25 protein-coding genes are annotated in these 25,423 nt (G+C 43.3%); 9 read left to right on the forward strand and 16 right to left on the reverse strand.

The window, feature by feature from the left end; all coding sequences use genetic code 11:
• Nucleotides 1-9: 9 nt before the first annotated feature.
• The 5 genes from OA79_RS11705 to sohB all read right to left on the reverse strand — a co-directional run bounded on the left by OA79_RS11705 (nt 10) and on the right by sohB (nt 5,820).
• Complete coding sequence (locus OA79_RS11705; protein WP_063333449.1) at nt 10-1,365, reverse strand: cache domain-containing protein; 1,356 nt, start codon at nt 1,363-1,365, stop codon at nt 10-12.
• A gap of 127 nt (nt 1,366-1,492) precedes the next feature.
• The gene (locus OA79_RS11710) at nt 1,493-2,782 is read right to left on the reverse strand and encodes a TRAP transporter large permease (RefSeq protein ID WP_063333420.1); all 1,290 of its coding nucleotides are present in this window, start codon (nt 2,780-2,782) and stop codon (nt 1,493-1,495) included.
• A gap of 33 nt (nt 2,783-2,815) precedes the next feature.
• Complete coding sequence (locus OA79_RS11715) at nt 2,816-3,355, reverse strand: TRAP transporter small permease subunit (protein ID WP_063333421.1); 540 nt, start codon at nt 3,353-3,355, stop codon at nt 2,816-2,818.
• 56 nt (nt 3,356-3,411) lie between these two features.
• Nucleotides 3,412-4,497 carry a TRAP transporter substrate-binding protein gene (locus tag OA79_RS11720; RefSeq protein ID WP_156486262.1) on the reverse strand — a complete coding sequence of 362 codons (1,086 nt, stop codon included), beginning with the start codon at nt 4,495-4,497 and terminating at the stop codon, nt 3,412-3,414.
• Nucleotides 4,498-4,776: 279 nt separating this feature from the next.
• Nucleotides 4,777-5,820 (reverse strand): protease SohB, encoded by a 1,044-nt coding sequence (gene sohB / locus OA79_RS11730; protein ID WP_442919200.1) that lies wholly within the window; start codon nt 5,818-5,820, stop codon nt 4,777-4,779.
• A 169-nt stretch (nt 5,821-5,989) separates the two neighbouring features.
• Here sohB and nhaB point away from each other — a divergent pair, with 169 nt between their 5' ends.
• Entirely contained in the window at nt 5,990-7,492 is a 1,503-nt protein-coding gene (gene nhaB / locus OA79_RS11735; protein ID WP_063333424.1) for a sodium/proton antiporter NhaB, read from the forward strand.
• Nucleotides 7,493-7,597: 105 nt separating this feature from the next.
• Here the strand turns inward: nhaB and dnaQ are convergent, their stop codons facing one another.
• From dnaQ to OA79_RS11750, 3 genes are read right to left on the reverse strand one after another with little or no spacing between them, the layout of a single operon-like run.
• Complete coding sequence (dnaQ, locus tag OA79_RS11740) at nt 7,598-8,311, reverse strand: DNA polymerase III subunit epsilon (protein ID WP_063333425.1); 714 nt, start codon at nt 8,309-8,311, stop codon at nt 7,598-7,600.
• Entirely contained in the window at nt 8,311-8,751 is a 441-nt protein-coding gene (rnhA, locus tag OA79_RS11745; RefSeq protein ID WP_063333426.1) for a ribonuclease HI, read from the reverse strand. The genes dnaQ and rnhA overlap by 1 nt, the downstream gene beginning before the upstream one ends.
• Complete coding sequence (locus OA79_RS11750) at nt 8,748-9,488, reverse strand: class I SAM-dependent methyltransferase (protein ID WP_063333427.1); 741 nt, start codon at nt 9,486-9,488, stop codon at nt 8,748-8,750. The genes rnhA and OA79_RS11750 overlap by 4 nt, the downstream gene beginning before the upstream one ends.
• A gap of 88 nt (nt 9,489-9,576) precedes the next feature.
• On the opposite strand from OA79_RS11750, the gene gloB reads away from it, so the two are divergent.
• Together gloB and OA79_RS11760 are read left to right on the forward strand one after the other, a co-directional pair.
• Entirely contained in the window at nt 9,577-10,350 is a 774-nt protein-coding gene (gloB, locus tag OA79_RS11755) for a hydroxyacylglutathione hydrolase (RefSeq protein ID WP_063333428.1), read from the forward strand.
• A gap of 55 nt (nt 10,351-10,405) precedes the next feature.
• Complete coding sequence (locus OA79_RS11760) at nt 10,406-12,094, forward strand: lytic transglycosylase (protein ID WP_063333429.1); 1,689 nt, start codon at nt 10,406-10,408, stop codon at nt 12,092-12,094.
• A 105-nt stretch (nt 12,095-12,199) separates the two neighbouring features.
• Here the strand turns inward: OA79_RS11760 and ppnP are convergent, their stop codons facing one another.
• The 4 genes from ppnP to OA79_RS11780 form a co-directional block, all read right to left on the reverse strand.
• A complete protein-coding gene (ppnP, locus tag OA79_RS11765; protein ID WP_063333430.1) occupies nt 12,200-12,490 on the reverse strand; it encodes a pyrimidine/purine nucleoside phosphorylase in 291 nt (96 codons plus the stop codon).
• Nucleotides 12,491-12,542: 52 nt separating this feature from the next.
• On the reverse strand, nt 12,543-13,439 hold the full coding sequence (gene gcvA / locus OA79_RS11770; protein WP_063333431.1) for a transcriptional regulator GcvA: 897 nt from the start codon (nt 13,437-13,439) through the stop codon (nt 12,543-12,545).
• A 102-nt stretch (nt 13,440-13,541) separates the two neighbouring features.
• Nucleotides 13,542-14,879, reverse strand: a complete 1,338-nt coding sequence (locus OA79_RS11775) for a DEAD/DEAH box helicase (RefSeq protein ID WP_063333432.1) — start codon at nt 14,877-14,879, stop codon at nt 13,542-13,544.
• Between the two features lie 87 nt (nt 14,880-14,966).
• Nucleotides 14,967-15,500, reverse strand: coding sequence for a DUF1285 domain-containing protein (locus OA79_RS11780; protein WP_063333451.1), 534 nt, complete (start codon nt 15,498-15,500; stop codon nt 14,967-14,969).
• A gap of 166 nt (nt 15,501-15,666) precedes the next feature.
• Here OA79_RS11780 and OA79_RS11785 point away from each other — a divergent pair, with 166 nt between their 5' ends.
• Nucleotides 15,667-16,623: a methylenetetrahydrofolate reductase gene (locus OA79_RS11785; RefSeq protein ID WP_063333433.1), complete on the forward strand. Its 957-nt coding sequence runs from the start codon at nt 15,667-15,669 to the stop codon at nt 16,621-16,623.
• Between the two features lie 7 nt (nt 16,624-16,630).
• On the opposite strand, the gene OA79_RS11790 is transcribed toward OA79_RS11785, so the two are convergent.
• On the reverse strand, nt 16,631-17,641 hold the full coding sequence (locus tag OA79_RS11790; RefSeq protein WP_063333434.1) for a glycosyltransferase family 9 protein: 1,011 nt from the start codon (nt 17,639-17,641) through the stop codon (nt 16,631-16,633).
• Nucleotides 17,642-17,744: 103 nt separating this feature from the next.
• Between OA79_RS11790 and OA79_RS11795 the strand changes: the two genes are divergently transcribed.
• The 5 genes from OA79_RS11795 (at nt 17,745) to OA79_RS11815 (ending at nt 22,659) form a co-directional block, all read left to right on the forward strand.
• On the forward strand, nt 17,745-18,455 hold the full coding sequence (locus OA79_RS11795; protein WP_082825460.1) for a 3-deoxy-D-manno-octulosonic acid kinase: 711 nt from the start codon (nt 17,745-17,747) through the stop codon (nt 18,453-18,455).
• Entirely contained in the window at nt 18,448-19,383 is a 936-nt protein-coding gene (locus OA79_RS11800) for a lysophospholipid acyltransferase family protein (protein ID WP_063333435.1), read from the forward strand. The genes OA79_RS11795 and OA79_RS11800 overlap by 8 nt, the downstream gene beginning before the upstream one ends.
• A gap of 1,143 nt (nt 19,384-20,526) precedes the next feature.
• On the forward strand, nt 20,527-21,390 hold the full coding sequence (locus OA79_RS11805) for a TIR domain-containing protein (RefSeq protein ID WP_063333436.1): 864 nt from the start codon (nt 20,527-20,529) through the stop codon (nt 21,388-21,390).
• A gap of 685 nt (nt 21,391-22,075) precedes the next feature.
• On the forward strand, nt 22,076-22,267 hold the full coding sequence (locus OA79_RS11810; protein ID WP_063333437.1) for a hypothetical protein: 192 nt from the start codon (nt 22,076-22,078) through the stop codon (nt 22,265-22,267).
• A 173-nt stretch (nt 22,268-22,440) separates the two neighbouring features.
• On the forward strand, nt 22,441-22,659 hold the full coding sequence (locus tag OA79_RS11815; RefSeq protein WP_063333438.1) for an addiction module protein: 219 nt from the start codon (nt 22,441-22,443) through the stop codon (nt 22,657-22,659).
• A gap of 73 nt (nt 22,660-22,732) precedes the next feature.
• On the opposite strand, the gene OA79_RS18090 is transcribed toward OA79_RS11815, so the two are convergent.
• The 3 genes from OA79_RS18090 to OA79_RS11825 form a co-directional block, all read right to left on the reverse strand.
• Nucleotides 22,733-22,918: a hypothetical protein gene (locus OA79_RS18090; protein WP_231908860.1), complete on the reverse strand. Its 186-nt coding sequence runs from the start codon at nt 22,916-22,918 to the stop codon at nt 22,733-22,735.
• Between the two features lie 78 nt (nt 22,919-22,996).
• Complete coding sequence (locus OA79_RS11820; protein ID WP_063333439.1) at nt 22,997-23,725, reverse strand: pentapeptide repeat-containing protein; 729 nt, start codon at nt 23,723-23,725, stop codon at nt 22,997-22,999.
• A gap of 120 nt (nt 23,726-23,845) precedes the next feature.
• A complete protein-coding gene (locus OA79_RS11825) occupies nt 23,846-25,129 on the reverse strand; it encodes a hypothetical protein (protein WP_063333440.1) in 1,284 nt (427 codons plus the stop codon).
• Nucleotides 25,130-25,423 lie beyond the last annotated feature (294 nt).

The raw sequence follows: 25,423 nt of genomic DNA on the forward strand, positions 1-25,423 counted from the left end.
TTTGCTCTGCTAAAATGGTTTCTCCAGCGGCAATGAAGCATGTACCTTAGTACCCTTGCCACGCTGAGATTCCAATATAAAATCACCACCAATCAACTCTAACCGCTCTCGCATATTGATCAGTCCGATACCAGAAGACAATTCCCCTTTATGGGAGAAGCCCCTACCATTATCCAAACACTCAAAGACAATATATCGATCAGATTGCCAGACTTGCAATTCAATCAGAGTCGCATGAGCGTGTTTTTCAATATTGGTTAACGACTCTTGAGTCAGTCGATACAGGGTAATCTCAATTTCGTCAGGTAACTTAGTCGGCACCTGAAAATGATATTCCACCTCAATCCCTGTTCGCTCGGTAAATTGATCAATTAGCGCCTTTAATGCCGTATCCAACCCCAGATCGTCCAACAAAGTCGGACGCAAATTATGCGAAATTTGCCGTACCTCATTGATTGTCTGACCGATGACATCACTCGCTTTGACGAGCTCTTGCTGCACTATGTCTTTATCATGCTCTCGTTTGAGCTTATTGCCCGCCAATTCAATGCGAAATTTACAGCTCACCAACAACTGATTAATGCCATCATGCAGTTCTCGAGAAAAGCCACGGCGCTCATTGACCTGCAAACGCATAAAACGCTGCGCCACTTCCTTTAAACGTGAGTCCGCTAATTTATGCTCATGAAGGTTAATCGCCAATCCCAGTAAAATCACCAAAATCACGGTAATAACGACCACGATAATGACACTAATGAAACTGCGCTGAATGTTATCATTCATAATCGCTTGGGTTTTGGCCAACTCAGCATAGACATCGTCTAAGTATAAGCCAGTGCCCATCATCCAATCCCAGCGATCGATCGCCACCACATAGCCAATTTTATCTTCCTGAATCATCAACGGTGGCTTTTCCCAAATATATCTATGATAGCCACCACCAGCTTGTGCTGCGCGAATTAAGCCCTGTATCAAGAAGTTTCCTGAGCGATCCTGAAAATCCCATAAGTTTTTACCGACAAAATCCGGCTGGGTAGGATGCACTAAATTCACCCCCGTCATTTCATAAGCAAAAAAATAGCCGTCGTCTTCATAACTTAATTCCGCCAGAATTTTTTTCACTTGATACTGAGCTTCAGCGTCGTCTAATTCGTCATTTTCCAAGATAGGACGAATCGCAGACATGGCAATATTGACGTGATTTTTTAACGCCTGCTTTTTAGCATTGACCAAATTGAATTCATAGATAGACAGCTCTTGAGAAGCCAAATCACGGGCCGATTGCAGGCCCAAATAAGTAATGATCGTCGTCGCAACAATCAGAGGGGCGATGGCAAGTAAGATGATTTTACTTTTTAGACCCACGAAACCACCTTTTTTGTTATTTTTATGCGCTGCACAAACCGCCACAACGCATTTAATCGGTTAAGTAAAAATGCGAAAAAGCGGGCCAAAACCCGCTTACACATCGTGCTTTACGAATAGATTAAGTCTAGTTCATTCCATACCAGCCAGGGAATACCATAATGCTGGCCAAGACAAGAATTTGAATCAAAATAAACGGTGTCACCCCTTTATAGATGTCCGTTGTTCTGACCGAACTGGGCGCGACCCCTTTTAGATAGAATAAACTGAATCCAAAGGGTGGCGTTAAGAAAGATGTCTGCAAATTCATTGCGATCAAGATCGCGAACCACACCATATTAATGCCCAAAGCTTCTGCGACTGGCGCCAAAATTGGCACGATGATAAAGGCGATTTCCACAAAATCAATGAAGAAGCCCAATATCAAAATAGCAATCATGGCCAAGATAATGAAGCCCCACTTCTCACCCGGCAAGCTCAACAAAGCCTCTTCCACTATGTAATCGCCACCAGTGTAGCTGAAGGCCATGGAAAAAGCGGTCGCCCCCATCAAGATAGCAAACACCATCGCGGTGACTTTGACCGTTTCTAGACCACTGTCGTAGAGCATTTTCCAACTGAATTGACGATAAATCAACGCCAAAACAATGGCACCAACACCACCCAACGCAGAGGACTCTGTTGGCGTCGCAATGCCCGTAAAAATGGAACCCAATACAATTAACACCAACGCCAAAGGCGGAATAATGGCTTTCAAAGCACTGCGAATTTGTTGCGCGCGAGTTTCCTTATCCAAATCCTGAGGCATGGCTGGCGCCATATCAGGGTTTAAAAAAGTCAAAATCAAAATATACGCGATGTAACAGCCAATCAACACCATACCCGGCATGAGAGCGGCTTGAAACAAGTCGCCTACTGGAATACCCAATACATCACCGAGTATGATCAAAATAATCGATGGTGGAATAATTTGCCCTAAGGTACCTGACGCGCAAATCGTGCCACAGGCTAAGGACTTGTTGTAATTGTACTTGAGCATGACCGGCAAAGAGATCAATCCCATGGCCACCACACTCGCCCCGACTACTCCAGTTGACGCCGCTAACAAAGCACCAACCAAAATAGTCGAAATGGCCAAACCGCCACGAACACCACCAAACAGTTTGCCCATGGCTTCTAATAACTGCTCAGCCAATCGTGTCTTTTGCAGCACGATGCCCATGAAAACAAATAAAGGCACCGCCATCATGACCGTATTTTCCATATAACTTTGGATACGGAACGGCATAAAGGCAAACATATCAAAACCTTCGGCAAAGACACCAAAGATCAAAGCAATACCACCAAAGGTAAAAGCAACAGGAAAGCCCAGTAATAGCATTACTAGAGCAACAAAAAACATGATTATACCAATCATAAACAACCTACAAGTTTAAAATGGTGACCAAAATTAATGCTGAATTGGCGGATGTGAGAAGCCTTCTTCGCTCACGCCCCGTAGCACATTGATGCAGCGAATAATCATGCCTAAACCACTAATGGCCATGGAGAAAAAGGCAAAAGGGATAACCGCTTTAATAATCCACCGATAAGGCAAACCACCAGGATCGCCACTGGTTTCACCGAGCAAAAAAGCTTCATGAGAAAAGCTTATGCCGTAATAGCCAACCAACAAGGTGAATGGCATTAGAAAGAACACACAGCCAAACAAATCGATCCAAGCTTTACCGCGAATGGTTAAATTTTCATAGATCAAATCAACGCGGACATGACCACCATGCTGTATCCCATAAGGGATGCCTAACAAGAAAATAGCAGCGTATAAATGCCACTCTAACTCTTGCATTGCAATGGACACATCATTGAAGGCATAGCGCATTAGTACGTCGTAAAAAACATTGAACAGCAAAGCAATGAACAATATGGTTGAGACCATACCAAGCACATTTGAAAAACGAGTAATGCCACGTTCTAAGTGGGTTAAAAACATTACGAACTCCTATACAAAACAAGGCGAATGGTGACCATCCGCCCTGCTTAGAGGTTTTATTCTGCTAGGCTATCAACACTATCAAGGTAGGCGCGATCAGAAATGTTGGTCCAAACACGTACCTTTTTCAGGTAGTCTGCTTGAGAATCCAGAATTTCTTTCGCCAAAGGATCTTCCGCGGCTTTTTCATCAAGCAGCTCTTGGTTGGCTTTTCTCATTGCCACCAACACGTCTTTCGGGAAGGTTTTTACCTGAACATTCGGGTATTCCGTTTTCATCGTCGCCCAGTTTTCAGCACTTTCATGATAAGACTGAATGTACATATCATAAGAGGCTAACTTCATTGAGGTACGAAGGATTTCACGCAGATCGTCTGGTAGTTTCTTCCAAGTACGTTCATTCACTAGGAATTGAAGCTCTGTTGCTGGCTCATGCCAACCTGTGTAGTAGTAAGGTGCAATTTTGTGGAAGCCCATGCGCAAATCAAGAGAAGGCCCCACCCACTCAAGTGCATCGATAGTACGACGCTCTAAAGCGGTGTACAGCTCGCCAGAGGCAATATTGGTTGGCTTAGCGCCTAACTTCGCTAGAACTTCACCAGCAAAACCAGGAATACGCATCTTCAGACCTTTCAGGTCATCCAAAGAATTGATTTCTTTTTGAAACCAGCCGCCCATTTGGTTGCCCGTATTACCACCAGGGAAAGACAACAAACCGAATGGTTTATAGACTTTTTGCATCAAGTCCATACCACCGCCGTAGTAGAACCAGCCGTATTGTTCTGGGGTGATCATACCAAATGGCATGGTTGTGAAATATAAGGTGTTAGGCACTTTGCCTTTCCAGTAATAAGACGCAGAGTGACCCATGTCATATTGACCAGAACGAACCATATCAAACACACCTAAAGGCGCTTTGTGTTTGTTGGCAGAATCGATGGTGATTTTCAAACGGCCATTCGACATTTCATCAGCAATACGAGCCATGTTACGTGGCGCATCACCGAAAATCGGAAAGTTAGAAGACCAAGTTTCAGCCATTTTCAGTTTATAGACTCTGTCAGCTGCGAAAGCAGGCAGAGAAATGGCACTTAGTGTGACTGCGGTCGCAGCAACAAGGGTGGTTAGTTTTAAGGATCTCATTGTTTTTATCATCCTGTTGTCTTGTTTTTTATTGTTTGGATCAAGCAGGATGGATCATCGCTCGTATAAAAAGTGTAAACAATTCGTACGAATACCGACACGCAAGGAAAAACTACGTAGTGAAACTCAGTATTTCTACTTAGAAAAGACGATCACAACAAGACCTGAACAACATCAAACTCAGTCAGGACAAAAGGCAAGGGAGAAGAAGAGGAATACATACCAAGCGTGGATAAAAAGCCGCCACACAAACGGGACGGCTTTTGATTTTTAGGGCGTTTAGAAGCCTCGTGATTGAGTCAATTTACCAAGCCAAGTAACGGCTTTTTGCTCAAACGCAGAGAACACAGACAACCCAAAACGTTCGGCCATGCCTTTTGGTTGCTTATAAGACACCTGCACGACCTCTGAATCTTTGTATTGCGCCACCAAATAAGCATCACTGGTCATAACGTCATCAACCAATTTATTTTCCAGCGCTTCACGACCATACCAAGTATCACCCGTTGCGATGTCTTCAATATCAAGCTGAGGGCGCTGCTCTGATACAAAGCGCTTAAACAATCCATGGGTATCTTCTAGATCTTGTTTAAATTTCTCGCGTCCTTCATCGGTGTTTTTACCCAGCATAGTCAAAGTACGTTTGTATTTGCCTGCCGTATGCAGCTCCACGTCAATCAGACTCTTATCCAACAAACGATGCACGTTAGGTACTTGAGCCACCACCCCAATCGATCCCAAAATGGCAAAAGGTGCCGCAATGATTTTATTGGCAACACACGCCATCATATAACCACCACTGGCAGCCACCTTGTCGACGCAAATGGTCAAGGGAATATTCGCTTCACGAATACGTTGCAATTGAGACGCCGCTAAACCATAACTGTGGACCATGCCACCACCACTTTCAAGACGCACAACCACTTCGTCTTTTGCTGTCGCGACACTTAATATAGCGGTAATTTCTTCTCGCATCGAGGTCACTGCCGAGGCTTTAATATCGCCATCAAAGTCCAACACATAAAGGCGTTTTTTAGGCGTTTCTTCTATCTCTTTCGGTGCCTTCTTATTGGCTTTCTTATCCAGCTTTTCTTGCTTCTTTTTTTCTTTCAACTGGCTTTTCAGCGTTTTCTTATCAAGCAATTGACGATCCAAATCGTCCTTCATGGCATCGTAGTTTTCATTTAGCTTAGTCACAGACAAACTGCCTGGCTGAGATTTACGTTTACCATTTGCGATCATCGCCAGCAAAACACCAATCACGATAGCGACACTGACCAGCTTCAACAAAAAACCGGCATAGTCCGTTAGAAATTCCAACATCATCTTCCTCTAAATTCTATAAGTCTTTGTAATAATGGGGCACAAAACGCAAATAACAATGGTTTTTATGCATTTTCACCGTAGATACAAGCTTGTTTATCCCTTATTATTCAGCGCATCTAAAAATAAGCAAAAAACTTGCACGCAAGTTACGTTTAAGGAGCTCTTAATGAAAACCTCTATATCCCATGCTCTGGGTAATAATTTTCTAGGCAGTTCGCCTCTCTGGTACAAACAAGTAGTGATTGCCTTTTTAATTCTGAACCCTATTGCGGTAGTGACATTAGGGCCTTTCATCACCGGCTGGTTACTCATCATCGAGTTTATTTTCACCCTTGCCATGGCATTAAAATGCTACCCATTACAGCCAGGCGGTTTAATCGCATTAGAAGCGGTATTATTAGGCTTAACCAATAGCGATGGTGTGTATCACGAAGTCATTAAAAACTTCGATGTGATATTGCTGCTGATGTTCATGGTGGCGGGCATCTACTTCATGCAAGGCATGCTGTTGTTTATTTTCAATAAGCTCTTGGTCAAAATCCGCTCCAAGATCATTATTTCCTTAGTCTTCAGCTTCGCCGCTGCCGTGATGTCAGCTTTTCTAGATGCTTTAACGGTAACCGCGGTCCTTATTAGTGTCAGTGTTGGTTTTTACTCCGTTTACCACAAGGTCGCGTCTGATCAAACCAGCAGTGGCAAACACAACCCAAACAGCGACGATAAGGTGCTACCGGTAAACCAAAATGACTTAGCGGAATTCCGCTCTTTTTTACGCAGTCTGTTGATGCACGGTGCCATCGGTACGGCGCTAGGTGGCGTTTCTACTTTGGTGGGCGAGCCGCAAAACTTATTAATCGCTAAAACAGCTGGCTGGGACTTTTTAGAGTTCTTCACGCGCGTAGCGCCGATTTCCATGCCAGTACTAGCATGCGGTCTGTTGACCGTGATTGTTCTAGAAAAAACCAAATGGTTTGACTACGGCGCTCATTTGCCTGAAAACGTGCGAAACATCTTAAAGAACTTTGAAAAAGAAGAGTCACTTAAGAGTACGCCGCGACATAAAGCACAATTAATTATCCAAGGCATTGTGGCATTAATTCTGATTCTGTCTCTGGCATTTCACGTTGCTGAAGTTGGTTTGGTCGGCCTGATGGTCATCGTGCTGCTCACCGCGTTTAATGGCATCACAGAAGAGCACCAAATCGGTCACGCTTTCGAAGAAGCCTTGCCTTTCACCGCGTTGTTAGTGGTTTTCTTTACCATTGTGTCGGTAATTCATGAACAGCACTTGTTCCAGCCGATTATCGATGTGGTTCTAAACATGCCAACGGAAAGCCAACCTCTCATGTTCTTTATCGCCAACGGTTTATTGTCAGCCATCAGTGACAACGTATTCGTCGCAACCGTGTACATTGGTGAAGTGAAAGAAGCGTTAGACAGTGGTTTAATCAGTCGCGAGCACTTCAATACGCTCGCGGTAGCCATTAACACAGGTACGAACTTACCTAGCGTCGCAACACCAAACGGACAAGCGGCTTTTCTATTCTTGCTAACCTCGGCAATCGCCCCATTATTGCGCCTTTCTTATGGCAAAATGGTTTGGATGGCCTTGCCATACACCATCGTATTGAGCCTCGTTGGTGGCCTATGCGTTAGCTACTTGCTGTAATCGAATCAGCAACCGCTTGATACAAAAATGCCCGCTTACCCTGACCTGAATTTAGGCCTGAGTAAGCGGGCATTTTTTATGACGTCATCTCACTCTTCGTTGAGCTTATTGATTCCGCCACAATACTTGACCAGCTTTCTTTTCAATCAAGTCCAAGCGTTCTTCATGCGCCTGTAATTCATCGTCACTGGCACGAATCACTTTTAACGCAGGTCGTTCAGGGGATAAACGGCGAATTTCCCCTACATCACCTTCTTCACTTGAATCTGAATCTGAATTATTGGCCAACCCAAGGCTGGTTTGGCCCCCCGTCATCAATAAATACACATCGGCTAGGATTTCCGAATCCAACAAGGCGCCGTGCAAATCACGATGGGAATTATCAATGCCGTAACGTTTACATAGGGCATCTAGGTTATTTTTTTGACCTGGATGCTTTTTACGAGCGTAAACCAAGCTATCGAAGACACCACACACCTCTGCTACTTTCGGGTAACCCGCGCCAAGTAAAGCAAATTCATGGTCGATGAACCCTATGTCAAACGGCGCATTGTGAATGATCAATTCAGCGCCTTTAATAAACTCGAAAAACTCTTGTGCAACCTGATGGAACCTTGGCTTATCCGCCAAAAATTCATCACTGATACCGTGAACTCGAAACGCTTCCTCTTCCACTTCACGATCTGGATTAATGTAAACGTGAAAGTGGTTTTTGGTCAGCTTGCGCCCCACCATTTCCACACAACCGATTTCGATGATTCGATGACCCTGTTTCGGATCAATACCCGTTGTTTCAGTATCCAGTATGACCTGTCTCATTATTGCGCCCTCAACTCATCAATGCCTTGATTCGCCAATTGATCAGCAATCTCGTTTCCTTCAATGCCAGCATGACCTTTGACCCATTTCCACGTCACCTGATGCTTCTGACAAGCCTCATCTAATGCTTGCCACAAATCTTTGTTTTTGACAGGTTGTTTTGACGCCGTCATCCAGCCTTTCTTTTTCCAACCTGCTAGCCATTGCGTGATGCCTTTTTGAACATAAGAAGAGTCTGTATACAGCGTGACGTCACAAGCTTCTTTTAACGCTTTCAGGCCTTCAATGGCACCCATTAATTCCATTCGATTATTGGTCGTGTCGCGCTCGCCACCACACAAACGTTTCTCATGGCCTGCGAACGTTAACCAAGCGCCCCAGCCGCCTATGCCAGGGTTACCTTTACATGCACCATCAGTATAAATTACAACTTCTTTCACTCTTTCATCTCTTTTGCGGTTGGTTTGGTTAATGGCGGAACACGCACTCGCGCTCTTGACCAACGTGGCCTTAACGGAATATTGCGTTTCACATGCTTGGTTGCGGTCATCACATAGACCCCGCCAAAGGGCAATTTCAATGCTTTAAACAAACGATTTAACCAGTTAAAACGACTACGCCATTTCGCACTTTGAAGTGGCGGCTCATAATAAATAAAATGCTTACTTTCTAGGGTCAAGCCCGCGACTTTCAGCCAGTCTTCCAATCTTTGATAACGGATAAAACGTCCACACCAAGGCGCTTTCACACGCTTTGAGAACACTCTTCTCATCCCCCACCAACTCCATGGGTTAAAACCAACAATCACTATCTTGCCGCTTGGCAGTAAGGTCCGTGCGGCTTCACGTAAATCATCGTGGGGACTGGAAGACACATCGAGCGTATGATGAAACACATGAACGTCCACGCCATCAGATTCAAACGGCAATTCAGAGGCTTTTGCCACCACAGTGTTAACCGACGCCCCCAGCTCTAGCGTTGGCGCAATTAACAAGTTTTCACGCAATCGATCATGCTTTATGGAAAATTGTTTTAAGGGCGATTGGCACACCAAATAATAGCCAATGGCAAGGTCCAATTCCGCTTCAATCTGCTGTAACTCACACTGTAATAAATCCACCCCAAGCGGTGTTTCATACCAGTTTTGAAACAATTGTCTTGATTGATCATCCAACATACAATGAAATCTCTTTATCGCGTCATGACGCCAGTCCAACTTTGATACGCCATGATTTACATCGACTTCTTATTAAAGTAGAAAGTTTATGATTATTTTTCCGCTTCCGGCCTTTCAAGACAATTATATCTGGATAATCCGCCACAATGATACCTCCCTCATCTGGGCGATTGATCCTGGGGATGCCAATGTCGTTCTGAATTACTGCCAACAAGACGATAAACAATTAGCCGGTATCATTATTACTCATCACCATAAAGACCACACAGGCGGCGTAGCTGAGTTAAAAGAGACGTTCCAATGTCCGGTTTTTGGTCCCGCTCATTTAACGGATTTGGTGACACACCCACTGGCTGAAGACGATCACGTTAACATTTTTGAGCGATCGTTTCGTGTCTTAGAAACCCCTGGGCACACACTGGATCACCTGTGTTATTTTAGCGACCAGCCAACCCCGATTCTGTTCAGCGGTGATACTCTTTTCCGAGGTGGTTGTGGGCGCATCATGGAAGGCACAGCGGAACAAATGCTGGCTGCGATGCAAAAAATCTCTGCGCTGCCGGATGACACTCTAGTCTATTGTACACACGAATATACTCTTGCAAATTATCGCTTTGCTGTGTCTCTTGAACCACAAAATCAAAGTCTATTAGATGCGACTCTAACTTGCCAAACTTTACGCCAACAAAAGCAAGCGACCTTACCCAGTAAGCTGGACTTAGAGAAAAAAACCAATCCATTTTTACGTTCTCATATAGAGTCCGTAAAAGTTCAAGCGGCACAGCAACTTAGCGAAGAAGTGGCCGATCAACCGAGCGCTGCTTTCAGCCAAGTAAGGCGAGCAAAAGACAGTTTTAGTTGACCTGAATATTCAGCTCGATAAAATGGCCAAACTTTACTCAATTTTGTGACCCTTCATGACATATAAATTATTATGGGTTTGTTTAACAAGCCTACTCCTAACGGCGTGCCAAACGGTCTCTAAGGTCGATACAAGCAACGCATCCGACACCCTTGATGCCACTGAAGAGGCGCAAGTGGTGGAAGCCAATCCTGAACACATTGGCATCATTGATACCGTTCCAACAGTAGATGTCGATGAAGCAACCGCAGAAGAACTTGCCGCCGCGACTGACGAAGACGTCGTTGAAGTAGAAGCGGTGGATGACGTTGTCATTGTGGCGAATGAGCCCAAAGAACCAGAAGACATTTGGGATCGCGTTCGTGCTGGGTATCAGCTGAATTTAGACATCGACCGTCCTCGTCTTTCTTCACAGCTGCGTTGGTACAGTTCACACCCACGCTATTTAGATCGAGTGTCTAAACGCGGTGAGCGCTATCTGTACTACATTGTCGACGAACTAGAAAAAGCCGGCATTCCAACCGAAATCGCCCTACTGCCGATTGTTGAAAGTGGCTTTGATCCATTTGGCTACAGTCATGGACGTGCTTCTGGACCGTGGCAATTTATTCCCTCTACAGGCCAAATGTATGGTTTGGACCAAACTTGGTGGTATGACGGACGTCGTGACATCATTGGTTCCACCCAAGCGGCCATTGCCTACTTAACTCGTCTGCACAAAATGTTTGATGGCAATTGGTTACACGCCCTAGCCTCTTACAATTCGGGCGAAGGCACGGTAATGCGAGCCATTCGTAAGAACAAACGCGCAGGCAAGCCTATTGATTTCTGGTCTTTGGATCTACCACGAGAAACGCGTGCTTACGTGCCAAAGCTGATTGCCCTAGCAAAAATCATCAAGCATCCGGAAAAGTACAATTACGAAACGTACTTTATCCCTAATAAGCCTTACTTTGATGTCGTCAACATAGGTGGTCAGCTTGACCTTGCGCAAGCGGCTCAAATGGCAGACATCAGCATTGACGAAGTGTACTTGCTTAATCCAGGGTTCAACCAGTGGGCAACATCACCAGAAGGCCCGCATCGTCTCCTAATTCCTGTGAGCAAAGCCAAAGACTTCCGCACCAAGCTTGCTGAAATCCCGAATAAAGAGCGTGTCACTTGGGTTCGCTATACGGTAAAAGCCGGTGACAATTTATTGCTTGTGGCAAAACAACACAATACGACAGTGAATGTCCTACAGAGTGTTAACAAGATTTCATCGTCTTTGATTCGAGTCGGCCAAGAGTTAATGATTCCAGTGGCAGGTAATGACATTGAAAGTTACACCTTAAGCTCTCACCAACGTTTGCTTGCAAAGCAATCAAGAGCGCCGAATCGCAACAAAATCAAAATCAACTACACAGTGAACTCTGGCGATAGCCTGTGGCTGATTGCCAACAAGTATGGCACCACCAGCAAAACCTTAGCACGCTGGAATGGTATGGGCTTAGGCGACCCTCTGATGCCAGGTAAAAAACTGGTGGTTTGGCTAGAACCCAAAAAATCTCAAACAGCACAACGCAGTGTGATGAAAAAAGTGGTTTACACCATTCGTTCAGGGGATTCTTTAGCGAAAGTAGCGAATAAGTTTAAAGTCTCTGTGAATGACATTCGCGGCTGGAACCCCAAAGTAGGCAGTAAAAAATACGTCCAACCGGGTGATCGTGTCACGCTAATGATCAATGTCGTTGCAGGTAACTAGTCCAAGAGCGACCATGAACTAGACACATCCTAGCGATTGCGCGCCATGAAAAAAGGCGGATTCCATTTGGAATCCGCCTTTTTGTTGTCTTTGTTAAACTTAGCGTTATTCGTAACGACAAAGATAAGCGGTGACTTCCGTCACTTTAACACCAAAGCTTTGATTGGCTTCGACGATGAAAGTTTGGTTTTTAGTAAAGGTTTGCCAATCCGACTCATTAGGTAATTTTACCGTCAGACTCCCCGACACAACCGTCATGTACTCACGCTGGCTAGTGCCAAACTCGTACTCACCGATTTGCATCACACCAACCGTAGACACGCCTTCCGAGTTGTCCAAAGCAATCGATTTTACTTGATTTTCAAAATAACTGTTTACTGTCAACGCCTTACTCATATCTTCTTCTCATCTCAACATACTAAAACAACGGTGAACGTACGCTTACACTTTACTCTTCATCGTAAACCACCATTCTCTCGATAATCCATTCCTTAAACGCCAGCATGGCTGGTGTCACGGAACGTCGCTTTTCATACACTAAATAGAATGCTTTATCGGTTATTAAGTGCTGATCAAACAAGACTCTAAGCGTCCCATCAACAATCTCTGGCATAACCAATTCAGGATCAGATAAGGAAATGCCTAGCCCTTGTGCCGCCGCGCCTGCCGTTAAAGAACCACTGGAAAACATCAAGCCTCGGCGAAATTGATTAGGGTCTAGATCATGCTGCTTAAGCCAATCATTCCACTCATCTTTTCGCTTAGTCACGTGTAACAAAGGATAAAAACGCATATCGTCTGGTTTGTTAATCGGACGATCAGGCTTAATCAAGCGCGGATTACAAACCGGCGCCAATCTTGAAGGGCGTAAATAATGAGCTTCAATGCCTTCCCATTCACCGCTACCAAAATACACCGCCATATCAATGTCATTCGCTGAAAAATCCACCAATCCCGTTGAAGAACTGATTTCAATTTCAATGTCTGGATAGCTTTCTTGAAAGCTTTCCATCCGCGGCATTAACCAGCGCGTCAAGAAAGCGGGAGCCACGGCCAATCTTAACGAGCCGGATTTCTGTTGGCTCTTTAATTCGGATGTGGCACTTTCAAGTTGTTCAAAAATGCTCTTGATGGGTTTTAGATAAGACTCCCCAGCTTCCGTTAAAATAACTTTGCGCTTAGTCCGACGGAATAACTCAATTCCTAAAAAGCCTTCAAGGCCTTTAATTTGGTGACTAATCGCAGAAGGTGTAACGGACAACTCCTTGGCCGCTTTATTAAAGCTGCCATGACGGGCAGCCGATTCAAAACACCTTAATGAATTTAATGGGGGTAAACGATTAATAAGCTCTTCTCCATAGAATCAATTCGTAATGTGAATATAGATCACAGTTAGATCAATATCATGCGATTTTTTTGACTCATTATAAATAACGTTCGCGATCATTTACTCTTCATCAGACAACGACGATTTGGTTCGTTTCACCGGCAACTTAAAGGCCTCAAAGCCATCTTGACGGTCTTCATGAAAACGCTTCTTCGCGGGCGATGACTTTTTCTTTTGAGACGCTTTACGAGGCGCTTTAGAGTCCTTTTTAACCGCCGCATTAGTCTTCTTGGGTTTGGGTGGCACTAAGCCTTTAAACTTCGCTTCCAGACCTTCCACGCTTTCAAGCGAGAAGGTTTTTTGTAGGAAGGCTTCAATCGCTTTAAAATTCAACCAATCTTTTGGTCCAACCAAAGAATACGCATCGCCCTTAAAGCCAGCTCGACCCGTACGCCCCGTACGGTGAACAAACTCTTCCGCTTGTTTTGGCAAATCAAAGTTAAAGACATGCGACACACTGGCAATGTCTAAACCACGAGAAGCCAAATCCGTACTGACCAAGACGTTAAATTGACCTTTAGCAAAACTCTCCATGGTCTTATTACGCGCGCTTTGCGACAAATCACCATTCAATGCCTGAGTGGTCATTCCCCACTCAGCAACCAACTCAGCTAAGCGCACGGTATCGGCTTTTGTGGCCGTAAAAATAATGGCTTGTTTAATGCTTTGTTCTGACAATAGGTGTTTCAGCAAGGCTTGCTTATGATCCAAATGATCACACAAGAGCACGTGCTGCTCGATGTCTTTGTGCTCATCGTAACCTTGTCCAATCGCTACCCGCGATGGCTCTTTTAGCAACTCGGAAGCCATCTCATTGACATCGGTATTATCCAGCGTCGCCGAGAAGAACAAGGTTTGTCGCTGGCGGTGACTAGCGGCATTGTTAATGGCTCTCATCGCGTCCGCAAACCCTAAATCCAGCATGCGATCCGCTTCATCAAGGATCAATAATTCCAAGCCTTCCAAATACACATGGCGCTGTGTTAAATGGTCAACCAATCGCCCCGGTGTCGCCACAATGAAATGCGGATCTTTCTGTAATGACTTATGCTGATCATTGAAGTTTTCACCCCCCAAAATCAGCACAGACGTTAAACGGCTGCCCGCCAGTAGCAAACGTAACTGCCCAAAAACTTGCTTGGCCAATTCTCGAGTAGGTACCAAAATGACCACACGAGGATCACGACGCGACAAGGCTTTCTTTTTGTATACTCGGTGCAAGGCAGGCAAAATATAAGCTAACGTCTTACCAGAACCGGTTTTCGAAGAGGCCAATAAATCACGACCAGCCATGGCTTCAGGAATCGCACGTGCTTGAATTTCCGTCGCCTCATCAAAACCAAGGTGACCAATGGACTTTAAAATACGATTATCAAAACCAAAATCTTCGAATAACAAAAAAACACCTCAATACGTCTGCTAGATAACCCCTAATGGGTCAATTTCTTAATTGTCGTGATTATAACTCAGACAAAGAAAAATACCTTATTCATCTTGCATTAATAGATAAGATTTCCCGGCACTGATCAAGCCTAGGCCACTTTCTTCTCCGACGGTGACAGGCTCCAAGCATTCCATCAGATGATAAAATACGGAACGCCCCATTAAGGCCTTCATACCATATCGCATACCAAGGTAAGGCCGCTGCTCACCATGAAATTCCGCCAACCAAAGGTCTGTGTTTTCACCTAACACCAACACATCCTCTGTCAAAGTGGTGAACTCATAGGCTAACCCCGCAGCCGTTTCAATATGACGCCACTGAGTGACCAGAAATGGCGCGTCCTCAACTTGAATACGTACCTTCTCCACGGGGGTCACCAAAAAATGCTCCCCCGCTTCTTGCCATAAAATCCGACTGAACATTTTCACCATCGCTGGACGATGAATTTTCCCACCCTCATGAATCCAATCACCGTTAGCCTTAATCAACATGTCCATATCGCCACAAAAATCCGGCTGCCATTGGTGTACAGGTGGTAAATCCTTGTTATCCGGCAACTGTTTTAAGTCAATCATGACCACAATCCCCTCATAATGGGGCCAACAAATTAGCCCACCTCACTTTAACTTCAATATTATTCAATTTCATATGGAAGCCGTGAAAATCATTCACTGATAGAATAACCTTATTGAATCAAGGTAGAGGCCTAAACCCCGCCTCACAGAATAAGAGTGTGACATTATGAAATCGGAATTGGCAAGAAAGTTTCAGGACGCAAGCAGAGGCGTCTATTTTATCGGTACAACACCACCGAAATCCTCTGTGCAAGAAGAGCAACTACAAGAAATCAGCGCTAAGTTACTAAATCGATTAGCCGACATCGATGTGGACGGCTTGATTGTCTATGACATCCAAGACGAAACCAGCCGCATCGATAAGCCACGCCCATTCCCTTTCATGGAAACTCACGACCCAAGAGCTTGGTCAAAACGTCTGCATCTGGCCTCAGACAAACCGGTTGTCACTTACAAGTCCGTTTCTTCACGCAGCGCCGAAGCCTTTTCTGGCTGGTTAACCGAAGCGTGGGAAGATTACGGTATTCGTGACCTCGTCTTGGTAGGCTCCCCCTCTTCTGAGGGCGACATCAAACTGCCCTTACCAGAAGCCTACAAAACCTTAGCTGCCTCCGAGCATGACTTTAACCTAGGTGGTGTCACCATCGCCGAGCGCCATGCGAAAAAAGGCGACGAACACCTTCGCTTAAGTAAGAAAGCCAACGCAGGTTGTGATTTTTTCATTTCGCAAGCCGTCTACAACCCACAAGCAACAGCCGACCTCATCAGTCGCTATGCCCGTACTTGCAGAGAAGAAGGCAACACGCCGAAGCGCATTATCTTAACCTTTACGCCTTGTGGTAGTGCTAAGACCCTAGAGTTCATGGAATGGCTTGGCATCTCTGTACCAGAAGCCACCAAGCATCGCATTTTGGACTCGGAAACACCGTTAGATGAATCCATTAAAATTTGCCGTAATGCCTTAGAGCAAATTATTGAAGTGGCGTTACCGCTTGGCGTACCTCTGGGACTCAACATTGAAAGTTTGACCAACCGTAAGGAAGAGATCGACGCCTCTATCCAACTGTATCGCCTACTAAAAGCCACTTTGGATCTGAAACTGGCCGAACAAGGGCTTAATTAATAAGCCGCTAAATCAGCAAATCGACTTGCTTCAATACTCGTTCGATACCAATTGACTGCATGGCCTCAGGGTCATGCACTCGAGTCGACCAAGGCAATTCTGCCAAAGGTTTATCGTATTCTTTCGCAATGCCCTCTTCATACACACTGATCACCTTGTCCAAGTCTCGGTAAGGCCCGGTGCGCTGTGGGTTAGAATGAGCATACAAACCTAATACTGGCGTACCGACCAACGTCGCCATGTGCGCAGGCCCCGTATCTGGACTGATCACCAATTGCGCGCCTTTAAGCACAGAAAACATGGCATTTAAAGGCGTTTTGCCCACCAAGTTGATCACCTCAGAAGACGTTTGCGAGACCAATTTTCCAGCCAATTCTCGCTCACTGTCAGCAGGCCCTCCCGTCAGCACCGGAACCTTGCCCTTGGCTAACAGATGCAACAGCAGCGCTTTATAGCCCTCAAAAGTCCAATTACGCACAGCGGTAGACGCCGCAGGATTGATCACCACATAGTGTTCAGGCAAATCAAATTCATGAGCCGGCAAGGTCAACTCACAGGGCAAACTGGGTGTAGTGACTCCCAACACACTGGCAATGGAAAGAAACGAATCCAGTACATGCTCACCCTGTGGCTCAGGGGCCAATTCATTGACAAACCAATGTTGTTTTTCACGAGAATGAGACAAAGCAAAACCAATGCGACGTTTGGCTTTCACCGCCAGTGTCAATAAGCTGGCGCGCAACGACCATTGTAAATGCAATAACGCATCAAATTGCTGCCCAGCCAATGCGTTACGCAAGGCCAAAATGCCTTTAAATCCGGTCTTTTTGTCGTATACCTTGACGTCTACCCCAGGCAATAAGCGCACTAAATTGGCTTCCAGCGGTGAGGTTATCCAAGTCACCTGCATCTCAGGGTGTTGCTTCATAATCGCCTGCACCACGGCCATGGCATGACAAACGTCACCTAGCGCTGACAAACGAACCACGGCTAGGTGTTGAATTTTATCTTGCTGCATCTCTTCCTCTAGGGCTGCTTAACGTCGGCAAGTATTATAGAATAGCCAGTCTGGAAAGTGTCCAAATTTCTGAACACGGTACGAATGACCCTAAGCGAGCAAGATGCCACAACTGATTAAGACGAACGCTCATCGCTATTTAATGCAGAGCGCCGCCCAACTACCCATCACACAAGACTGGTTTAATACCGATTTCTGGCAACAACAAAACGCTGTCAAAGGAACCGGAACAGGCCGAGGCGATGTGTGGTTTATCGATAGCCAATATGGCCAATTTGTTTTACGTCGCTATCGCCGTGGTGGCTTGATTGCCAAACTCAGCAAACGTCATTTTGTATTTTCAGGACTGCACCGTACACGCCCATGGCAAGAGCTTAGTCTGCTCGAAACCATGTACAATCAAGGCTTACCGGTACCACAACCCATTGCGGCCATTTGTCATCTAAACAAAGGCTTTTACCAAGCCGAACTACTCACCGCGACGATAAAAGGCGCGACGGATTTATTTGACCTAATCAAGCAGCAACAAAATGATCAACTAGACTGGAAAGAAATAGGTCGGGTTATTGCCCAATTCCATAAAGCAGGCATCTTTCATTCAGACTTAAACTGTCACAACATCATGATAGACAACGCCAGCAAAGTCTGGCTGATTGACTTTGATAAATGCCGTCAGAGAAAGCCCGACGCAAGTTGGATGCAAAGCAACCTCGACCGACTAAAGCGCTCATTCGACAAAGAAGCGACCAAATACCCCGAATTTACAGTAACAGACGCACAATGGACGGCGCTGTTGGCAGGATACCATGGCTAAGAAAACCACATTAAACCAAAGCATCAAACACTTCATTGCCCCACAATATTGGCCAACTTGGCTAGGCATGGGCATCGCCTATTTACTCAGCTACCTACCTTGGACAATCCAAAAAGCCTTGGGCACTGGCCTTGGCAAACTACACTACGCGTTGAGCAGCCGACGAAAGAAAATTTGCCACACAAACTTGCAAATCTGCTTCCCTGAGCTGCCTGCAGACGACCGAGAAAAACTCGCCCGAGCCCATTTTGAAAGCATGGCCATTGGCGTGTTTGAAATGTTCACCGCTTGGTTTCGCAATCCAGAAAAAACCGCACAAAAAATCACCTTTAACGACCAAGACGTTGTTAAAAAAGCGGAGGCAAAAGGCAAAGGCAGCATCATAGTGGGCGCACACTTTTCCTCTATTGACTTGTGTGGCACTCAGATGGCTCGCTTTATTGATGTCCACCCCATTTACAAGCTACAAAGAAACCCAGTCGTAAACTGGGTGATGGAACGCCAACGCAAAGCCGTGTTCAGCAAAACCATTGAACGCAAAAACACCAAAGAAATTTTTCGCTCATTGAAAAACAACAAAATGGTCTGGTTCGCCGTTGACCAAGATTACGGACGCAAAAACTCCGTCTTTGCGCCCTTCTATGGCCGCGAATGCGCCACCATCTCCCACATCAGCCGCTTAGCTAAGTCTACCGGTGCCACCATACTCATATACGATTACGGACGCACCCCAGATGGCTACTTCCTGTCATTACAAGAAGTGGAAAACTACCCAAGTGGCGACGAAGTGGCGGACGCCACCCTACTCAACTCGTTAATAGAGAAACAAATCGAAACCAAACCAGAGCAATACTTCTGGTCACACCGACGATTTAAGACGCAGAAGAACCGACAGGACCCTTCGCCTTATAAGATCAAAAAACGGTAAATTGTTTTATCACTATTTACACCTGATAAAATCTCGCGTCCCTTCCCCTTTTCAAGGGCAGCCAAACCAAATCTCTTGTTCCTTCCCCTTTTCAAGGGGAAGGCTAGGATGGGGTTAATCCAGCAACCTCAAACGAACTCATCACTAACAACAGTATGCAGGCCTGATAAGCGCAGCGCCATCAGACAAAACCGTTTACAACCAAACCAAATCTCGTGTCCCTTCCCCTTATGTTTTCAAGAGGAAGGCTAGGATGGGGTTATTAATCCAGCAACCTCAAATTCACTGTTCCTTAGGCTATTCAGAATTCCTCTTGTTGGCTTTGTTTAGGGAGCATTTTTCCGCTCTGCTGAGCGGGTAACTTTTGCCAAACGATGCAAAAGTTACCAAAAAATCTTTTTCAGAATCATAAGGGCTCATTGCTTCCGGATGTTGCCAATGTTTGCACAGGGTTCACTATTGTAAGGTGTTGAGCTGTTATTATGGTTGGAGAAAGGTCTTCGGTTACTGACTTGGGAAGACCGTAAGGTCGCGCAATCAGGATCGCGTCGAACTGACAAGGGTTGAGTTGCTCATTACCTATTTTTACGTTTAAAAGCATTTCAGCCAAACCAAATCTCTTGTTCCTTCCCCTTTTCAAGGGGAAGGCTAGGATGGGGTTAGTCAGGCAGCCTTAAACGCACTCGTCATCAACAACAATCTATATAGCTAATAAGCTGAGCATCATCAATTTTTGAACAACATCAAAAACCTCGTTTTCTTATTGGAAAACTTCAAAACACTGTTCTATGATGAACTGAAAGTAAGGGATGTACAGATAAATTGATAAGGAATCTTCCTACCTAATTTACTTTCATATCCTAATTTGCAATTAGAACATTCCTATTTTTGCTTAGTAAAAAAATAGATGACAAGATAGGTAAGACCGTGACTTGGAAATTCTGGGACTAACATCGTTTCGTTGAAAACGTCAAAATGATTAGAACCAAGTCAGCGGAGTTCATCAGGGATAAAAGCATCGATTGCTTTATAAAAAATCCGAATAGATGGCTGCAAAACGCTTCTTGTTAGATCTTGATTTTGCTTGCAAAAATCGGGGTGTCCATAGATGTTATACGTTTAAGAAAGTGCAAGGAAATAAGCATGAGTGATAAACCTACAGTATTCATTGCTTCATCATCAGAAGCCATTTCAGTTGCCGAAGCTGTCCATATAAAGCTTGAGCAAGAAATGAGGGTTAAGCTTTGGGAAAATGCATTTGATTTGTCGTCTATTACTATTACTACTCTAATAGGAAAGACAAAAGAAGCTGATTACGCCGTTTTTGTATTTCATCCCGACGACAAAACTCTCATTAGAGAAAAGGAATATAGCTCCGTAAGGGATAATGTTGTGCTAGAGCTTGGGATGTTTATTGGCGCATTGGGGTTAGAGAAATGTTTCATATTGGTTCCGAAATCTGCCGAAACAACATTTCGGTTACCCACAGATCTTGCGGGGGTAACTGCCAGTTTTTACGATGATCAAGAACCTGATTTAACAGACGCTGTAACAGGAAGTTGTGCAAAGATAAAACAGTCTGTTAAAAAGCTAGAAGCTGCTAAAACCAAAACTGAAACGACTAGTGAAACTGAAACTTTAAGACAGCAACTTCACAGTACACAGTCGCAAATATGGAGTATGAACCATGATATACAGCGTGCGAATGAACAGTCACAGTCTCTTTTGGAGTCAATAAAACATCATTTCTTTTCAATCGCAAAGCCAGCGACCCCGGCAGAAATAAAGGCTTGGGAAGATGGCGCAAAAGCCAGTTACCTCAAAGAAATAAAAATAGGGAATCATGGTGTGTACTATGTGGATCGTGAAGTGATAGTTCCGCCCCTCCACGGAGCGGGATCTATATCACTAATTGTGGCTTCTGGAGTAAAGGTTTACGGAATAGATAAATGGAGCCACAACAGTATCTACTATATGGATGGGTTCAGAACTGATGCGCGCGTATAACAAGGCCATTAAATTCGCTCCCGATGGTCGCCGGACGCTCGCAAACTCGCGCCGTTTATGGCTGCGTTAAGTTACCTCACACGGAGAATCAATTGCCAGATTTGTTAAATTGTCACCTCTGTAATTCGAAAAGTGAATTACAAGACTCTCATATAATCCCACGTTCTTACTTTAGAAGTCTAAAGGGTAAAAGTGGGCAATTATTTTTGGTAAGTACAGATACAGTGGATGGAACTGTAAGCTATCAAACTCGGATCCTAAAGAAAAATTACTATGTTGGGAGTGCGAGCAATATATTAGTCAAAAATTCGAACAATATGGGACAAGACTATTTAAAGATCACCATAAAATAAAACGTACTAAACAGTCGGTTATATTTAATCAATTCAGGTTTAAAGAGTTTTATTTATTCCTTATTTCAATCCTATGGCGAGTATCTATTTCAAGTTTACCTAAATATGAACACATAGATTTAGGTAAAGAAATTAATAATTTAATTAGACATTTTTAAAAGAAAACAAGATAAAAATTAAAACTTCTATTAGATTAGATCATTTTTTAAGATATCATTCATTAGAATCGTAGATAAGACAACGCACTTGATGACGGTGCAATTAAAAAAATATTATTCGACTTTAATATTGAAAAGGGAACTTCAGCTTCTGATGGCTTAATTTGGTATTTCATGATTGATGGGTTTTTAATTATTTATTATTTTTCTCCAGAAAACGATATTCATGAATTAAGAACAAAACGGGGTTATGCTCAGATTAAAAATAAACAAAAATTGGTTGTACCGATATCAGATATATCTAATTTTAAGCAACTAGTTGATGGTATAAATTCTATTAAAAAACAGGTGGAAACGAATAGTTAACAAGCGTCTTTAAATCACTCCTGCCACAAAAACTGAAGCCCCCGTTAGATCAGCTATCTAGCTCATTTTCATGATTGCCTTTTATGAAACTCATTAACCGCCATCTGTTAATACAAGGTTTCACATATCTTTTTTAGTGGTAATATCAAGTCATAGTCAATCGGAGTTATTTTATGTCTGATGCATTAAAAGTCATCCTCGAAAATATAGCGCAACTCAGTATTAAAGAGAAAGCTCTTGCAGCCCACTGCTTTTTAACGGCTATGGATACCAAAATAGACAGTGATGTGGAAGCAGAGTGGGTAAAAGTTGCTGAAGCTCGCAGTGCAGAACTAAAGTCTGGCGCGGTAAAAAGCATTCGTTGGGAAGAAATAGAAAAGGATCTTAATTAATAGATGCTGCCTGTTTTTAATTAATTAGAGCCAGAGTAAAATCAAATGTAATTTCACTCTGCCCCTTAACGACCTACCCCACCAACCCTTCTCTCACTTCCGCCATCAAACGCAGTGACTTCAATCTCGCATCAGCATCGTGAATCGGCATGGAGATAATGAGTTCGTCTATGCCTGTAGACTCAATGAAGCGCTCTAACTGAAAGGCCACGGAGGCTTTTGATCCCACTACAGCGTATTGCAGCATGTGCTCTACCATGTGTTTTTCACTTCCCCATTTTATTGGTAGTTTTTTCAAATTATAACAATCGTAATAGACAAGTATTTATTTAATTTATTAACCCTTCGGCTCAATAGGAATGTCCGCACCACAAGCTAGTTTTTTCTCTCTGTAGGCAAATTGCCAGTTTTTTGCTTTTGTTAACTGCGAGCATGTTAGATTAGTTACATCAATTAAATTTGCCTGATTTAAATCAGCATCATTTATCACAGTGCCACTTAAATTGGAACTAGTTAATATTGCTCTACTTAAATCGGCTCTACTTAAATCGGCCAAACTTAAGTCAGCATCATATAAAAATGCTTTTCTTAAGTCTGCTCTCAGTAAGCTTGCCCTATGAAAATTTGCCTTATATAAGTTTGCCCCCATTAATTTTGACTTTGATAAAATAGCTTTGCTTAAGTTTATTTCTGATAAATATGTACCTGATGAATCGTCTTCATTATCTGATGATAAATCAATCCCCATCAATACTTGATCAATACTATTTAAATATTCTAACGCTTCAATTTTTCCACTGTTACCCGGAGATTTTTTAGTAATCAATTGCCAAGCACTGACTATTCGACTTTGCTGACGCCCTTGATAATCAAGCCAGAACCCGATTAGCGTCAATATTAAAAGAAAAGAACTTGCAGCCTGAAATATCCGAACCACATGTAAATCATTGAGCCAATCTGCAAATCTGTGTAGCCAACCTCGGCTATTGACTTCTTTCTTTTTTAGAGGATAAAATTGCTTTCGGCGTCTTTTAAGAAAAGGAGATTCTGAGGTATGTTGGCGCATGTTTCATCCTTTAATTCAATTGTTTTAATTGTACCGTAATGGCTTTCTTCAATAATTATGGTCAGAGTAAAATTAAATATAATTTACTCTCTACCCTCTTAATTCTGCGCTATAAAAACCTTATATTGGTTTGGCTATTTTAGTTGCAATCCTGACTTCAAAGTTAGCTGGGCACCCACTAGAAATAACAGCAGCTGTTATACTTTTACCTTTCCCAAGCATACTACTGCCTACCCCCAGAAAAAGAACTTTATTTTGTCCGTTAATCACATCAGCACCATCAATATTAAAACCGACTTTCACTGTTTTTTGACAGTCATGCTTAATACTTCCCCCACCAACTGTTACAACAAAATCTCGTGGCTTAGTAAACACAGCCACATTAGCATTTGGATACTTGGCGGGAAGGATAATAGTTTTGGTTGTAATCGAGTTTGATTGCACCGTATCAACTATAGACCATTTTCCCTCATGTATTTCCCCCGGAGAATCAATCACAATATCGATACTTTTCCCTTCAATAAATATCTCACTCCCTTCTCTATAAGGGTGGATATACCTTTTCTTATCTACAATAAACTTAAAAGTGGCATCTAATGCATCAAAAGACGTCGAACTTATTTTAAAAAGATAGGAAGTTTCAGGTTCGCTGATTCGTGTTCTTGCTACAAGCGAAATGCGATCTTCTCCTGGAGCGATTGACCAATTTCCATTTTGTAATGTGTTATTTGCTTGAATATTTAATTCACTATCCAGATCAACTTGATTTTTTGCCATCGCTACCTTTACAAAGGCCTCATCAATCATTTTTTTATAAGGCTGGAAGACTGGGTTGTTTTTATACATTGCGTAAGATCTTAAAAATTCGCATTGTTGTTCAAAATAATAGTCTGAAAGCTTTGCATTACTCGGCAATTGAGAAGGGCCAGGAATTCTATATAGTTCAGTCTGATCAACAGTAACCTGTTCTAACAACCCAAGCTTCCAATTATAGGGCTTGTTATCATGTTTTTTTGAGGTAAGTTTTTTGTGATATGAAACGACATGACAAACCTCATGAACAAAATCTCCCCAATCAACAAAATCACCTGCTATTTTAAAATCTTTTAAATATTGACCATCGGGATAGTAAATATCGTCATTAATAACAAAAGGACGATTGATCAAAGATTTTTGTATCAAAGAAGGATTATTTAATTGAAGTATTTGTAATTCTTTTTTGAAGGCTTCGTTATCTTGAGCATTTTTGTTAAAAACTTTAATTTTATTGTAATCAACTAAATTAGCAAATTCCTCTTTGAGGCCTTGTGTTTCATTGATGGTTAATGATCTGCTAGCACAGCCACCAAGAGATAGTACAAATAACAATACAACAAGTTTGATTGGTATAGTACTTAGTTTCACTATTATTCTCCTCAAGTCATCATAACATTCAATGTTTATTTTATATGCAGTGTAAACACAACAGATATAGAGGTAATAATAAGCTCTTATATAATGGATGCACTTTAAGTTTGGAGGGCATATGACAACAATTTAGTCTAAAGCTAATAAAAATAAAAGGGTCAGAGTGAACCTGCTACAGTTTAACGGACATTTTTAATCAGGGACAATAAGTCCTTTAGGAGTGTTCTTATGACAACAAAACGTAAACCTTATAATACCTATACCAAAGAGTTTAAGTTGGAAGCGATTCGC

Origin of the sequence: Marinomonas sp. TW1, from assembly GCF_001625355.1 — a bacterium.
GTDB lineage: Bacteria > Pseudomonadota > Gammaproteobacteria > Pseudomonadales > Marinomonadaceae > Marinomonas.